Origin of the sequence: Neobacillus sp. NPDC058068 (genome assembly GCF_042885335.1) — a bacterium.
GTDB lineage: Bacteria > Bacillota > Bacilli > Bacillales > Cytobacillaceae > Neobacillus.
Genome location: NZ_JBHVSI010000006.1, coordinates 144,776 through 159,241 on the forward strand (window position 1 = coordinate 144,776; position 14,466 = coordinate 159,241).

The 14,466-nt window shown below is 45.4% G+C and carries 12 protein-coding genes; 1 reads left to right on the forward strand and 11 read right to left on the reverse strand.

What is annotated here, in order from left to right; translation table 11 throughout:
- Nucleotides 1-72 precede the first annotated feature (72 nt).
- From rpmE to ACFVSW_RS09195, 7 genes are all read right to left on the reverse strand, one after another.
- Nucleotides 73-285 carry a 50S ribosomal protein L31 gene (rpmE, locus tag ACFVSW_RS09165; protein WP_387314911.1) on the reverse strand — a complete coding sequence of 71 codons (213 nt, stop codon included), beginning with the start codon at nt 283-285 and terminating at the stop codon, nt 73-75.
- Nucleotides 286-720: 435 nt separating this feature from the next.
- Complete coding sequence (gene rho, locus ACFVSW_RS09170; protein ID WP_024031045.1) at nt 721-1,986, reverse strand: transcription termination factor Rho; 1,266 nt, start codon at nt 1,984-1,986, stop codon at nt 721-723.
- 313 nt (nt 1,987-2,299) lie between these two features.
- Nucleotides 2,300-3,259, reverse strand: a complete 960-nt coding sequence (glpX, locus tag ACFVSW_RS09175; RefSeq protein ID WP_387314914.1) for a class II fructose-bisphosphatase — start codon at nt 3,257-3,259, stop codon at nt 2,300-2,302.
- A 153-nt stretch (nt 3,260-3,412) separates the two neighbouring features.
- The gene (locus ACFVSW_RS09180; protein ID WP_387314917.1) at nt 3,413-4,699 is read right to left on the reverse strand and encodes a UDP-N-acetylglucosamine 1-carboxyvinyltransferase; all 1,287 of its coding nucleotides are present in this window, start codon (nt 4,697-4,699) and stop codon (nt 3,413-3,415) included.
- A gap of 263 nt (nt 4,700-4,962) precedes the next feature.
- Nucleotides 4,963-5,631, reverse strand: coding sequence for a fructose-6-phosphate aldolase (fsa, locus tag ACFVSW_RS09185; protein ID WP_024031048.1), 669 nt, complete (start codon nt 5,629-5,631; stop codon nt 4,963-4,965).
- 144 nt (nt 5,632-5,775) lie between these two features.
- Nucleotides 5,776-6,633, reverse strand: coding sequence for a class II fructose-bisphosphate aldolase (locus ACFVSW_RS09190; protein ID WP_387314919.1), 858 nt, complete (start codon nt 6,631-6,633; stop codon nt 5,776-5,778).
- A 268-nt stretch (nt 6,634-6,901) separates the two neighbouring features.
- The gene (locus ACFVSW_RS09195; RefSeq protein WP_024031050.1) at nt 6,902-7,273 is read right to left on the reverse strand and encodes a response regulator; all 372 of its coding nucleotides are present in this window, start codon (nt 7,271-7,273) and stop codon (nt 6,902-6,904) included.
- A gap of 185 nt (nt 7,274-7,458) precedes the next feature.
- Here ACFVSW_RS09195 and ACFVSW_RS09200 point away from each other — a divergent pair, with 185 nt between their 5' ends.
- On the forward strand, nt 7,459-7,980 hold the full coding sequence (locus tag ACFVSW_RS09200; protein ID WP_387314921.1) for a DUF2529 domain-containing protein: 522 nt from the start codon (nt 7,459-7,461) through the stop codon (nt 7,978-7,980).
- Nucleotides 7,981-8,288: 308 nt separating this feature from the next.
- Here ACFVSW_RS09200 and ACFVSW_RS09205 read toward each other — a convergent pair whose 3' ends face one another.
- The 4 genes from ACFVSW_RS09205 to icmF form a co-directional block, all read right to left on the reverse strand.
- Nucleotides 8,289-9,884 (reverse strand): CTP synthase, encoded by a 1,596-nt coding sequence (locus ACFVSW_RS09205; protein WP_387314923.1) that lies wholly within the window; start codon nt 9,882-9,884, stop codon nt 8,289-8,291.
- Nucleotides 9,885-10,129: 245 nt separating this feature from the next.
- A complete protein-coding gene (rpoE, locus tag ACFVSW_RS09210; protein ID WP_387314926.1) occupies nt 10,130-10,699 on the reverse strand; it encodes a DNA-directed RNA polymerase subunit delta in 570 nt (189 codons plus the stop codon).
- A 105-nt stretch (nt 10,700-10,804) separates the two neighbouring features.
- A complete protein-coding gene (locus ACFVSW_RS09215; RefSeq protein ID WP_387314928.1) occupies nt 10,805-10,987 on the reverse strand; it encodes a hypothetical protein in 183 nt (60 codons plus the stop codon).
- Between the two features lie 135 nt (nt 10,988-11,122).
- Nucleotides 11,123-14,371 carry a fused isobutyryl-CoA mutase/GTPase IcmF gene (gene icmF / locus ACFVSW_RS09220; RefSeq protein WP_387314930.1) on the reverse strand — a complete coding sequence of 1,083 codons (3,249 nt, stop codon included), beginning with the start codon at nt 14,369-14,371 and terminating at the stop codon, nt 11,123-11,125.
- Between the last annotated feature and the right edge of the window lie 95 nt (nt 14,372-14,466).

Sequence of the window (14,466 nt, forward strand, 5' to 3'; positions counted from 1 at the left end):
CTATTATTATGATATGAATTTTTCAAAATAAAAAACAGGCAAGAATATTGCTTTCTTGCCTGTTTTGAGCGATTATTGCTGCTGATTCTTAAGGCCGTATTTTTTGTTGAAGCGGTCAACACGTCCGCCAGCTTCAGCGAATTTTTGACGTCCAGTATAGAATGGATGACATTCTGAACAAGTTTCAACACGGATTTCATTTTTCACTGAACCAGTTTCAAAAGTATTTCCGCAAGCGCATGTCACCTTTACTGTTTTATAATTAGGATGAATTCCTGCTTTCATTCTTTTCATCTCCTTCCGCCCTGAATCTTTCGAAACAGAGTTAGCTAAAGTGCTTGTCTAACAACGAGCACTGAATTACTTGAAGCACACTGCAACAATTATAACAAGGGATATCTGTTTTTGCAAGGTGGGACTTTCAGGAAAAGTAGTTATTTTTTTAAAAAGGCTCTGTTAAAAGTGAATGTTGATCTCCGTTCCAGGCGCTTCGCTTTCCGCGGGGCGGGCGGTGAGCCTCCTCGGCGAATTCCGCGCCTGCGGGGTCTCACCTGTCCCGCTGCTCCCGCAGGAGTCTCGCTGTATCCACGTCCAATCAACATTGTGCTCAATATTAACAATGTTCTTTAACACAGTCTAAAAAAAGTAAACTCGCCTTTTCCTGAAAAAATGTTCTTTCGGCGAAAAAAACCACACCGCTTGTCCCAAATTCCGCTGTTTTTACGAACGGCGGCCCTTCAATTCTTCACCGAGCTGGGCAAAAAATTCTTCATTCGACTTCGTTTGTCGTAATTTTTTCAAGAAGCGTTCGGCAAAATCTGGTGAATCTGACATCGATTTACGAATCGCCCATAATTTATCCAAATGATCCTTCGGAATAAGCAATTCTTCCTTACGCGTTCCGGAACGGCGGATATCAAGTGCAGGGAAGATGCGGCGCTCAGCAAGCTGGCGGTCCAGATGCAATTCCATATTCCCGGTACCCTTAAATTCTTCATAAATGACATCATCCATACGTGAACCGGTATCGACTAAGGCCGTTGCGAGGATCGTCAAGCTGCCGCCTTCTTCAATATTACGGGCCGCACCGAAGAAACGCTTCGGACGGTGGAAGGCTGCCGGGTCAATCCCACCGGAAAGCGTCCGGCCGCTTGGCGGAATCACCAAGTTATAGGCACGAGCCAAGCGGGTGATGCTGTCCATCAAAATGACGACATCGCGTTTGTGTTCCACTAGGCGCATCGCCCGGTCAAGCACAAGCTCAGCCACTTTAATATGATTTTCAGGCACTTCGTCAAACGTCGAGCTGACGACATCGCCGGCAACCGAACGTTCAATATCGGTTACTTCTTCGGGACGCTCATCGATTAACAGCACAATCAGCTCAACATCCGGATGATTCGTAGTAATACTGTTGGCAATTTCTTTCAATAGCATTGTTTTACCCGCTTTTGGCGGAGCAACAATTAAGCCCCTTTGTCCAAAACCGACTGGTGCGACAACATCCATAATCCGCGTTGAAAGATGCTTTTGCGTTGTTTCAAGCTTCATTTTTCTGTTGGGATAAAGGGCTGTTAAAGCTGGGAAATAGACGCGCTCTTTCGCCGATTCAGGATCTTCCCCGTTTACTGCTTCTACGTGCAAAAGCCCGTAATAGCGTTCATTTTCCTTCGGCGGACGAACCTTACCGGAAACTTTATCGCCGTTGCGAAGGTCGAAGCGGCGGATTTGCGATGCCGAAATATAAATATCCTCAGAACTTGGCGAATAATTAATTGGCCGCAAGAACCCGAATCCTTCAGATTGGATGATTTCAAGGACGCCTTCCATGAAAAAATAACCCTGCTGTTCGGCACGAGATTTCAAAATGGCAAAAATTAATTCTTTTTTCGTTAATTTGCTGTAATAGGTCACTTTATATTCGCGTGCGAGTTCATAAAGTTCCTTCAGCTTCATATTTTCTAAACTTGAGATTGTTAACTCCATTTGTGCACCACACTTTAAAATTTTTCCATCAAATCCGCTCGTTTAAATGAACGGGTGATTTTCTTTGAATCGTCTTTTTTAAGAGAGTAGAGGAATTGAAAAAGAAGTAGAAAGAAATGAATAGAATTGCAGAAATTATTTATAATAAAAACAATTACTATTTTACCCCTTGTACAAAAAATTAATCAACTCATTTTTTCAAAAACCTCTATTGGAAATTTTTTTCTGGAAGGAAAACTCTTGGAGAGATCGGAAGTTTCTCTATTTTTTAGCTGGTGCCTGACACCATGCCGGTGTCAGGCACCGCTTATACCTACAGCACCAAGTTTGGTTTTTTCTTCAGGCTGTGACGGCCTTCGATAAATCGGACCGTTCCTGATTTCGCTCGCATAACAACGGAGTGTGTAGAACCGTATGAGCCTTTAAATTGCACACCACGGAGTAGTTCTCCATCGGTGACACCTGTTGCCGCAAAAATAGCATCGTCGCCCTTGACCAGGTCTTCCATGCGGAGAATTCGATTGATATCCAAGCCCATTTTCAAACAGCGCTCGACCTCGGCATCACTTTGCGGTAATAGTTTCCCCATTATTTCACCGCCGAGACATTTCAAGGCAACTGCCGCTAAGACGCCCTCCGGGGCACCGCCGGAACCAAAGAGAATGTCAACGCCGGTATTATCGAAAGCGGTGTTGATGGCTCCCGCGACATCTCCGTCATTAATCAGCTTTATCCGGGCACCGGCTTCACGAAGCTGGGCAATGATATGTTCATGGCGCTCGCGGTTTAGGACGGTTGCCACAACATCCTCAATATCCTTATTTTTCGCTTTGGCAACTGCTTTAAGGTTGTCTAAAACGGATGCGTTGATATCAACAAGTCCGACTGCTTCCGGTCCAACTGCAATTTTTTCCATATACATGTCGGGGGCATGAAGCAGGTTGCCATGGTCAGCGACAGCCAGTACAGCTAAGGCATTCCAGCCGCCTGACGCTAAAATATTCGTGCCTTCAAGCGGGTCAACGGCGACATCGACACGAGGACCGTAGCCAGTTCCTAGCTTTTCGCCAATATAAAGCATCGGTGCTTCGTCCATTTCCCCTTCGCCAATGACAACCGTTCCTTTCATTGGAACCGTGTCAAACACGTCGCGCATCGCTGAAGTGGCAGCACCGTCGGCTTCATCTTTTTTGCCGCGGCCCATCCAGCGGGCTGAAGCAAGTGCTGCTCCTTCTGTAACGCGGACTAGCTCCATTGTTAAACTTCTTTCCATTGATCTCCAACTCCCGTTTTTTCTATTACAACCTTCAAAACTTGCTTTTTGTCTATTCTAGCAATAGTGTACTCGTTTCGCGAGCACACTTCTATCTAAGTATTTATTAGCCTCGTCTTGCACTGGGCGTATTTATTCGACTGGTGCAAGAATCTACGTATTTTTCAGCTGCTCGACTTCTTCCTTTGTCAACGCTTCCCGCCAAACCGTGGCACCAAGACCATTTAATTTTTCTTCGAGATTGCTGTAGCCGCGGTCAATATGCTCGAGCCCGGTTACTTCGGTAATCCCCTCAGCGATCAAGCCGGCAATGACAAGTGCAGCGCCTGCTCTAAGATCGCTTGCTTTCACTTTGGCCCCTTGAAGCTGGATCGGGCCATTGATGATGGCGGAGCGTCCTTCGACTTTGATATTCGCATTCATTCTTCTTAGTTCATCAATATGCTTGAATCTTGCACCGTAAATGGTGTCGGTAACAACACTTGAGCCTGCGGCCTTTGTGAGGAGAGTCGTAACTGGCTGCTGCAGGTCTGTCGGGAATCCCGGATAGACGAGCGTTTTAATATCAACCGCTTTCAAATCAGTTGAACCGTTGACAAACACTTGGTCATCGCCCGATTCGATTTGCACACCCATCTCGCGGAGCTTGGCAATTAATGATTCTAAGTGCTGTGGGATAACATTGTCGATTAAGACGCCTTCCCCAATAGCAGCCCCAATAATCATATAGGTGCCCGCTTCAATCCGATCCGGGATAATCGTGTGGCGGCAGCCATGAAGGGTATCGACACCATCGATGCGGATGACATCGGTCCCGGCCCCTTTGATTTTCGCGCCCATATTGGTTAAGAGTGTGGCTACATCAATAATTTCCGGCTCTTTCGCGGCATTTTCAATGATGGTCCGCCCTTTGGCTCTGACCGCGGCCAGCATAATATTGATGGTCGCTCCCACACTGACGACGTCAAGGTAAATCCGGGCGCCGCGGAGCTCGTCGGCACGTAAATAAATCGCACCCTGCTCGTTCGTTATTTGGGCGCCGAGTGCTTCAAAGCCCTTAATATGCTGGTCAATCGGTCTCGGGCCTAGATGACAGCCGCCCGGCAGGCCGATGACTGCCTTTTTAAAGCGGCCAAGCATCGCTCCCATTAAATAATAGGATGCGCGCAGCTTTTTCACTTTACCGTTCGGCAGCGGCATGGAAATCATCGTTGCAGGGTCAACGGTCATTTCATCATCGTTAATTTCGACCTTTCCGCCGATTTCCTCGAGCAAGTCCTTGAGGATTTCAACATCAGAGATATCCGGCAGACCTTCAATCGTCACTGGTGATTCCGCTAAAATGGTTGCAGGAATTAAGGCAACGGCACTATTTTTCGCTCCACTGATACGAACAGTCCCCTTTAACGGATATCCGCCCGCAATTTTAAGTTTTTCCATTTCCGACTCCCTTCTAAGCCCTATTCAAGTATGTATGGTTGATGGAAAAGGATCTTTTTTTAGGTATGTGCAATCATTGACGAAACGATTGCACATACGCTTTTGTAAAAAGACCCTTTGTCCCAAACAGGCTTTAGGTATATTTTTCCAACATTAAAAGTCAAATTCCGACAGTTTGTCTATTCTTTAGTTTACACGAAAATTTGAATTTCATGTATCAATATTAAAAAAATTTACACGAAAATGGAAAAAACATGGAATTACTAGGCGTTTGTGTGATTATTCCAGTCTTTTAGGAAGCCTTCCATCCCTTTGTCGGTCAATGGATGCTTGGTTAGCTGCTCAATGACTTTATAAGGAATTGTGGCAATGTGTGCACCTGCCATTGCTACACGCGTTACATGGTCAGGATGGCGCACAGATGCAGCAATGATTTGGGCATCTAAGTTATGAATACGGAATAATTCTGCAATTTTAGCTACTAATAGTACACCATCTTCAGAAATATCATCTAGACGTCCTAAGAATGGTGAAACATATGCCGCGCCTGCACGGGCAGCTAATAGTGCTTGGTTGACCGTGAAGATCAGGGTTACATTGACTTTAACACCCTTTTTTGCAAGATAGCGAGTAGTCTCTAAGCCCGCCACTGTCATTGGCACTTTAATGGTAACTTTTTCATCGCCGCCATTAATTTTGATTAGTTCTTCTGCTTCTGCGATCATTTGTTCAGCTGTTTCAGCATATGGGGATACTTCTGCAGATACAGATTCCACTTCTGGTACTGCTTGAAGAATTTCCTCGATGCGGTCTTCGAATTTCACACCTTCTTTTGCAACTAAAGAAGGGTTTGTTGTTACCCCAGATAAAACGCCCATTTTATAGGCCTTTTTAATATCCACTAAGTTAGCTGTATCAATGAAAAATTTCATTTTATTTTTCCCTCCCATTTTTCGACTAAATTTTCAAATTTCCATTTACACACTGAAACCGTCCTCGTGTTAAGGACGGCTTCATTTTATCATATTTAGAGCAAACAACAAAAAATGCTGACATCTGCCGGCGCTTTTAGCGTTTTATGCTCTGCCTGAAGAACCAAATTCGCGCATTTTGCCGATTACAGTTTCTTTAATAGCATCGCGAGCTGGACCTAAGTATTTACGTGGATCATATTCGTTTGGTTTTGCGGCTAACACTTCACGCACCGTCTTCGCTGAAGCGATTTGGTTTTCTGTGTTTACGTTGATTTTTGCTGTTCCAAGCGAAACGGATCTTTGGATATCCTTTGTTGGGATTCCTGTACCACCATGAAGTACAAGCGGCATGCCTGTAATCTTGCCGATTTCCTCCATTTCAGTAAATCCTAAATTCGGTTCGCCTTTGTATGGTCCATGGACAGAACCTAGTGCAGGTGCAAGGCAATCAATGCCAGTGCGCTTCACAAGCTCTTCACATTCTTTCGGATCCGCATAGATAACACCTTCAGCGACAACATCGTCCTCTTGGCCGCCTACAGTTCCAAGTTCTGCTTCAACCGAAACACCTTTAGCGTGTGCATATTCAACCACTTTTGAAGTGATTTCGATATTTTCCTCAAATGGGTGGTGTGAAGCATCAATCATAACAGAGGTAAAGCCGGCATCAATGGCTTCTTTACATTTTTCGAAACTTGAACCGTGATCAAGGTGAATAGCCACAGGAACTGTAACATTATAATCTTCCATTAACCCTTCAACCATTTTGACAACGGTTTTGAATCCGCCGATATAACGGCCTGCCCCTTCAGAAACACCAAGAATAACTGGTGACTTTTCTGCCACGGCAGCCTGAAGAATCGCCTGTGTAAATTCTAAATTATTAATGTTAAATTGCCCAACAGCGTAGCCTTCCGCTTTTGCTTTGTTAAGCATTTCTTTCATTGAAACTAAAGGCATTTTTCTTCCTCCTCAATTTAGGTTGCTATCATTTCGAAAAAGGGCTTTCCATATTAAGGTTTTCCCTCAATTTTACCGATTATGTATGCAGTAAAAATGATAGGCAGCCAGTAAAATTTTCATATGTATCATACCAAATCAGCGGAGGAAATGCCATAAATCAGGCAGCGTTTTAGAAATTGTCATAATGAAAGCGTACCCATTTCTCAATATCCTTTATAAAAATTGTTTACTTACTGCCCAATGACTTTTTTACGGGCCAATTAGTTTAATTGGCCTTTTGCGGAATATGTTTTCTTACGGCTGCCCGGATATCATCAATGTCAAAAGGTTTGGCAAAATGAGTGATTGCCCCCAGATCCTTCGCTTCTTGGATCATATCCAATTCACCGTAGGCGGTCATGATGATGACGCGGATATCCGGGTCGATGACCTTCATTCTTTTTAAAATTTCAATTCCGTCCATTCCCGGAATTTTCATATCGAGCAGAACTAGATCCGGATCATGCTTTTTGACAATGTCCAGCGCCTGAATTCCGTTGGCCGCTTGAAATGTTTGATATCCTTCCTTTTGGAACACCTCGTTCAACAAAATTCGAATACCAAATTGATCATCAACGATTAAAATTTTCTCCTTCATTCATTCCACCTCTTCCGATTAATTAGATTCACTATTTGTAGAGATTTACACCCATACACACTTGTAGTTATTCTCCTTCAGTTCTGAAAAATCCTGCCTGAATTTTGACAGATTGGGGAAATATCCTTTTATTTTTGAATTTGCTGTAAAACGACTATAATGATAGTGCATAAAGGAGGATTTAAATGTTAAAAATGTTCACTACTCAATTAACCGGCTTGTTTAAGCGGATCGAGGAAAAGGGAGAATTTTCGTTTGAGGACGGTGCCCGTTTGCTGGCGCAAGCACCCGTTGGAGACGGCTCCATCTATATTTTTGGCACTAAGGAAATGAAGGCGGTCGAGCTTGAAGCTTTCGAAGGAGCGGAGCCGTTCAAAGGGTGCAAACGGATAACGGAAGCGGAGCTGGGCGATGCCGACCGGGTGTTGATTTTTTCCCGTACCTCCGCCGATGAAGACGCTGTTGCAGTGGCGGCCGAGCTTCAGAAAAAGGGTATCCCCTTTGTGGCAGTATCCACCGTAATCGAGTCTGCTGGGGCTGATTTGGCGGAAATGGCAGACGTTCACATCGATTTGCGGCTGACCAGAGGCCTGCTTCCGGATGATTTCGGAAACCGCTACGGGTACCCTTCCTCCATGGCTGCATTATTCGTCTATTATGGCCTGAAATTTACGATTGAAGAGATTTTAGCAGAATATGAGGAGTAAAGCAGATACTTTTTTGAAAAACGGCCGTAAAAGAGGCCGTTTTTTAGGTTCATTACGGCCTAGTTAAAGGTGAAAAAGTTTTGGCTATTTTTCTTATAGTTTTGGCTACTTTTTGGAGGGTTTTGGCTACTTTTCAGAGAGTTATGGCTATTTTTCAAGGGGTTTTGGCTAATTAGACATTTACTGGAAAAACCTAAAGACTATAAAGGACCACCCCACACCCAAGAACGGAGGTTTGTCCATTTAAACATTTCTTAACAAAAAAAAGACCAGTTCCCCAACCAAGGGGAACTGGTCCAACAAAACTCTTAATTTTCAATTGTCGCTTTAATAAAGTCGTGGAATAGCGCTTGAGGACGCGTTGGTCTTGAGACGAATTCCGGATGGAACTGGGAAGCCACGAACCATGGGTGGTCGGCTAGTTCGACAATCTCGACTAAGCGGCCATCTGGGCTTGTTCCGGAAAAAATGAATCCGGCAGCTTCCATTTCTTGACGGTAATGATTGTTAAATTCATAGCGGTGGCGGTGGCGCTCGTAAATAACCTTTTCTTCATAGGCCGCGAACGCCTTCGTTCCTTCAAGCAGACGGCAAGGATAGAGACCTAACCGCAATGTGCCGCCTAAATCCTCGACATCCTTCTGCTCTGGAAGTAAATCAATGATCGGATGAGTCGTTTCCGGAACAAATTCAGCGGAATGCGCATCGGAAAGACCGAGCACGTTGCGCGCAAATTCAATCGTCGCCAGCTGCATCCCCAAACAAATCCCAAGAAACGGCTTCTTCTGCTCACGGGCATAACGGGTCGCTTCGATTTTCCCTTCGATGCCACGGTCGCCAAATCCGCCCGGCACAAGGACGCCGTCTACGTCATTCAATAACTCCGCCACATTTTCCCGGGTAACGTCATCAGAATTGATCCATTTGATTTCGACATCGGCATCAAAGGAATAACCAGCATGTTTCAGCGCTTCAACTACAGAAATATAGGCATCCTGAAGCTCAACATATTTTCCGACAAGACCGATGCGTGTTTTCCCTGAAAGGTTTGTAACGCGGTCGACAAGAGCCTTCCATTCCGTCATTTCTGCAACCGGATAATCCAATTTCAAATGGTCGCAGACAATTTGATCCATATTTTGTTCTTGCAGCGCAAGTGGAATCGAATAAAGGGTATCTGCGTCCTGACATTCAATCACCGCTTTGGCATCAATATCGCAGAATAAAGCAATTTTATCCTTCATGTCCTGCGGAACAGGCATTTCCGTCCGCACGACGATGATATTTGGCTGAATTCCGAGACTGCGCAGTTCTTTTACACTGTGCTGGGTCGGCTTCGTCTTCATTTCACCGGCTGCCTTTATATAAGGAATCAGCGTGCAGTGGATGTACATGACATTATCGCGGCCGATATCACTTTTAATTTGGCGGATTGCCTCTAAAAACGGCAGCGATTCAATGTCACCGACAGTGCCGCCGATTTCCGTTATCACGACATCGGCATTCGTTTCTTTACCGGCGCGGAAGCAGCGGTCCTTAATTTCATTGGTAATATGCGGAATAACCTGCACGGTTGCACCTAAATAGTCACCGCGGCGCTCTTTGCGCAACACCGTTGAATAGATTTTTCCCGTTGTCACGTTGCTGTACTTGTTAAGATTGATGTCGATAAAACGCTCATAATGCCCTAAGTCCAAGTCCGTTTCCGCACCATCATCGGTTACGAACACCTCACCGTGCTGATAAGGGCTCATCGTTCCCGGGTCGACGTTAATATAGGGGTCGAATTTTTGAATCGTTACATTCAAGCCGCGATTTTTCAACAAGCGCCCTAAAGAGGCTGCGGTAATCCCTTTTCCTAGTGATGAAACGACACCGCCTGTTACAAATATATACTTAGTCATTAAATCTTCCTCCTCCATTACAGTTTGTACATTATTCGGATTGTTAAAGAATTTTTTTAAAAAAATTATTCTGTCCAAACCCGTTAAAATGAAAAAACTCCGCCGCATAAAAAAGGGAGTTTTTCAAAATAAAAAGCGCTCCACTCGCGATTGCAAGGGAGCGCATTTAGCTAAATAATCATTCGTTCCTTTTTTAAGGAGCCCAAACAAGATGATACAAGGGGAAGAATAAAATGTCAAGCAGCTTATCGGCCCTCTTCTTCTTCCTCAAACTCTTCTTCTTCATCCAGGTCTTCATCAAGATCCTCGTCTTCATCAAGATCGAATTCTTCATCCTCTTCAATGACATCTTCATCGTCATCTTCGTCAAATTCGTCGACTTCGTCCAGATCAAGGTCTTCTTCATCATCAAGAAGATCGTCTTCATCGGCAAAATCGTCGAGCTCGTCATACTCTTCCTCTTCGACTTCATCGAAGTCATCGAGATCCTCTTCATCGACAACCTTTTTCGCCTTTTTCTTCTTAGGCTTCACAACGGTTACGACTTCTTCCTCTTGAGTATCAACTGGATACCAGAGGCGAAGACCCCAGCGATTCTCTCCTAATGAGAGGAAGCGGCCGTCTATATTCATGTCGGTATAAAATTGTGCCAATCTAGCGCGAATTTCTTGTTCAGAAATATTGGAAGCTGATTGAATCTCGCTGACTAAATCACTAAAGGAGATTGGCTGCTTGCTATTTTTTAAAAATTCATAAGCCATTTCGATGAGGGATAACTCTTGTAATTCCTCTTTTGAGTATTGGTTTAAACTCAATATTGGCACTTCCTTCCGCTTGTCTATCAAAAATACATATTCTTCATTATAAACAAATTCTTCTCGTTTATGCTAGTGCTAGCAATTGTTTCCGCTGATTATTTCCTAATCTGATTCATCACGATTACGATTCTTCTGTTCTTTGAACTTTTTTGTTTCTTTAATCGCGATGACAAGAAAGAAAATCGCCAGCAGCAGGAATGAGATTGCACCTAATTGTATTTCATATAAATAGTATAATGGCCAGGCAAAAATTATTAAAGTAATAATCATATAACTAACCTTCATCGTCCCCACCTGCCTGTATCTCTCGAAGTTTGTAAATTAGTTAGTTTGATTATATAAGAAAAATCAAGAATTTAAAATCTACTTGTTTAAAAACATAAAAGACAATGGCTATGGGCAGCCATTGCCAGTTTTTCATTACATATTCCTTCGATACTGGCCGCCGACCTCGTAAAGCGCCTTGGTGATTTGCCCGAGGCTTGCGACTTGAACGGTGTCCATTAACTCAGCAAAAATATTGCCGCCGCTGACCGCTGCTTCTTTCAAGCGCTTCAAGGCATCTGCCGACTCCCCGGCATTTGTTTCCCAGAAGGCGCGCAAATTATTAATCTGCAATTCCTTCTCCTCTTGGGTTGCCCGAGCAAGCTCCATATTATTCACGTCATCCTCGGAAGGTGGATTTGGGTTCAAATACGTATTAACGCCAATAATCGGCAATTCGCCGGTATGCTTCTTCATTTCATAGTACATCGACTCATCCTGGATTTTACCGCGCTGGTACTGCGTTTCCATCGAACCGAGGACACCGCCGCGGTCATTCAAGCGTTCAAACTCCTGAAGAACAGCTTCCTCAACAAGTTCCGTCAACTCTTCCACCACGAAAGAACCTTGAAGCGGATTTTCATTTTTACTTAACCCATGCTCCTTGGTAATAATCATTTGAATCGCCATCGCCCGGCGCACCGACTCCTCAGTCGGGGTCGTAATCGCTTCATCATAAGCATTCGTATGCAGGGAATTGCAATTGTCCTGTAAGGCCATCAACGCCTGCAAGGTCGTGCGGATATCATTGAAATCAATTTCCTGTGCATGCAGCGAGCGTCCCGATGTCTGCACATGATATTTCAGCTTTTGACTGCGCTCGTTGGCGCCATATTTATCACGCATCACCGTTGCCCAAATCCGGCGCGCCACCCGGCCAATCACCGTATACTCCGGATCCAACCCATTCGAGAAAAAGAACGACAGGTTCGGCGCGAAATCATCAATGTTCATCCCGCGGCTCAGGTAGTACTCGACATAGGTGAAGCCATTTGAGAGCGTGAACGCCAGCTGTGAAATCGGATTCGCCCCTGCCTCGGCAATATGGTAGCCGGAAATCGAAACCGAATAATAATTGCGCACTTGATGGTCGATGAAATATTGCTGGATATCACCCATCATCCGTAAAGCAAATTCTGTTGAAAAAATACACGTATTCTGGCCTTGGTCTTCTTTCAAAATATCGGCTTGCACCGTACCGCGCACTGTCTTCAATGTATAAGCACGGACGTCGGCAAATTCTTCCACCGTCAACACGCGGCCAAGCACCGCTTCCTTCTTCTGCACCTGCTGGTCAATTGCCGTATTCATGAACATCGCGAGAATAATCGGCGCCGGGCCATTAATCGTCATCGACACCGATGTCGACGGGTGGCAGAGGTCAAAGCCGTCATAGAGCTTTTTCATGTCATCAAGCGTACAAATACTGACACCGCTCTCGCCGACCTTCCCGTAGATGTCCGGCCGGTAATCAGGGTCTTCGCCGTACAAGGTCACCGAATCAAACGCCGTACTCAAGCGCTTCGCGTCATCATCCTTCGATAAATAGTGGAAACGGCGGTTCGTCCGTTCCGGTGTCCCTTCGCCGGCGAACTGGCGTTTCGGATCTTCCCCTTCACGCTTGAACGGAAATACTCCGGCCGTATAAGGGAACGAACCCGGCACATTTTCCTGGTACACCCATCGGAGGATTTCCCCATAATCCTTATAGCGCGGCAAGGCCACCTTCGGAATATCGAGGCCTGATAGGCTTTTTGATTTTAACACCGTGATAATCTCTTTATCGCGGATTCTCGTCACGAATTTTTCACCTGAATAGGCGGCTTTCGTTTGCGCCCACGTAGAAAGGATTTTCCGCGACTCCGCTGTCAGCAAAGCCTCCGTTTCCTGTTTAACGGCCTCTAAAGCCGCGACCACTTCTGGCTGCTCCTTAACCGCTTCTAAAGCGCCTTCAAGCTGGAATAATTTCCGGGCAATATTCGCCTGCACTTCTGCTTTCTTATGGTACCCGCGCACCGTTTCCGAGATTTCGCGCAAATAGTAGCGACGGTCAGTTGGAATAATCACATTTTGCTTTTCTACTTTTGCCTGCTTCGAAAAAGAAGTCAGCCACTCCGCCGCCATTTTTTCATTGACTTTTTCCACTAACGCCGCAAACAAGGCGTTCGTGCCAGGGTCATTAAACTGGCTGGCAATCGTGCCGTACACCGGCATTTCCGACGGATCTTTTTCAAACAGCATATGGCTGCGCTGGTACTGTTTTTGCACTTGGCGCAACGCATCCTCCGAGCCCTTGCGCTCAAATTTATTAATGACAATCAAGTCAGCAAAGTCAATCATATCAATTTTTTCAAGCTGCGACGGCGCCCCAAATTCACTCGTCATCACGTATAAAGAAACATCACAGATTTCCGTGATTTCTGCGTCGCCCTGGCCGATCCCGCTCGTTTCAACGATGACTAGATCAAAGCCAGCTGCTTTCGTCACCGCAACTGCATCTTTGATCGCCAGCGACAGCTCACTCTTTGAATGCCTTGTCGCGAGGCTCCGCATATAAACGTTCGGCGAGAAAATCGCATTCATGCGGATGCGGTCACCTAACAAGGCACCGCCTGTTTTTTGTTTTGTCGGGTCAACCGAAAGAATCGCCACTTTTTTATCCGGAAGCTCATTGATAAAGCGGCGGATCAATTCGTCCGTTAACGAACTTTTTCCTGCGCCGCCCGTTCCCGTGATTCCGATCACTGGAATTCGTTTCTCAAGTGACTTCACTTGTTCCAGGACTAGCTCAGCTGTTGCCGCCGCCTCGTTCCTTTGATCGACATGAAGTTCGGCTAAGGTAATCAGCTTGGCGATCGCGTTAACGTCGCCTGAAGGCAGCTTTTCGATTTGCTCGGCCGGATCAAGCGGAACTGTTGAAAAATCGCACTCCGCAATCATCCGGTCAATCATGCCTTGAAGGCCCATCGTCCGCCCGTCTTCCGGCGAGAAAATCCAGGCAATCCCGTAATCGTGAAGCTCGGCAATCTCCCTTGGAATGATAACCCCGCCGCCGCCGCCATAAATGCGGATATGCGGCGCCCCTTTTTCCTTTAACAAGTCGTACATATATTTAAAGTATTCCACGTGCCCGCCTTGATAAGAAGAAATTGCAATCCCCTGGACATCCTCCTGAATCGCAGCGTTCACCACTTCCTCCACCGAGCGGTTATGCCCAAGGTGGATGACCTCGGCCCCGCTCGCCTGAAGAATCCTGCGCATAATATTAATCGAAGCATCATGGCCGTCAAACAAACTCGACGCCGTCACAAAGCGGATATGATGCTTTGGCTGATAAGTTCCCATCGAACTCCCCCTTTTGGAAAAAATCTCATTCCCGCATTTATAAAAAAATCTCATCCACCCTTTTGTAAAGACAAACCTAGTTCCTGCTTTTCCAA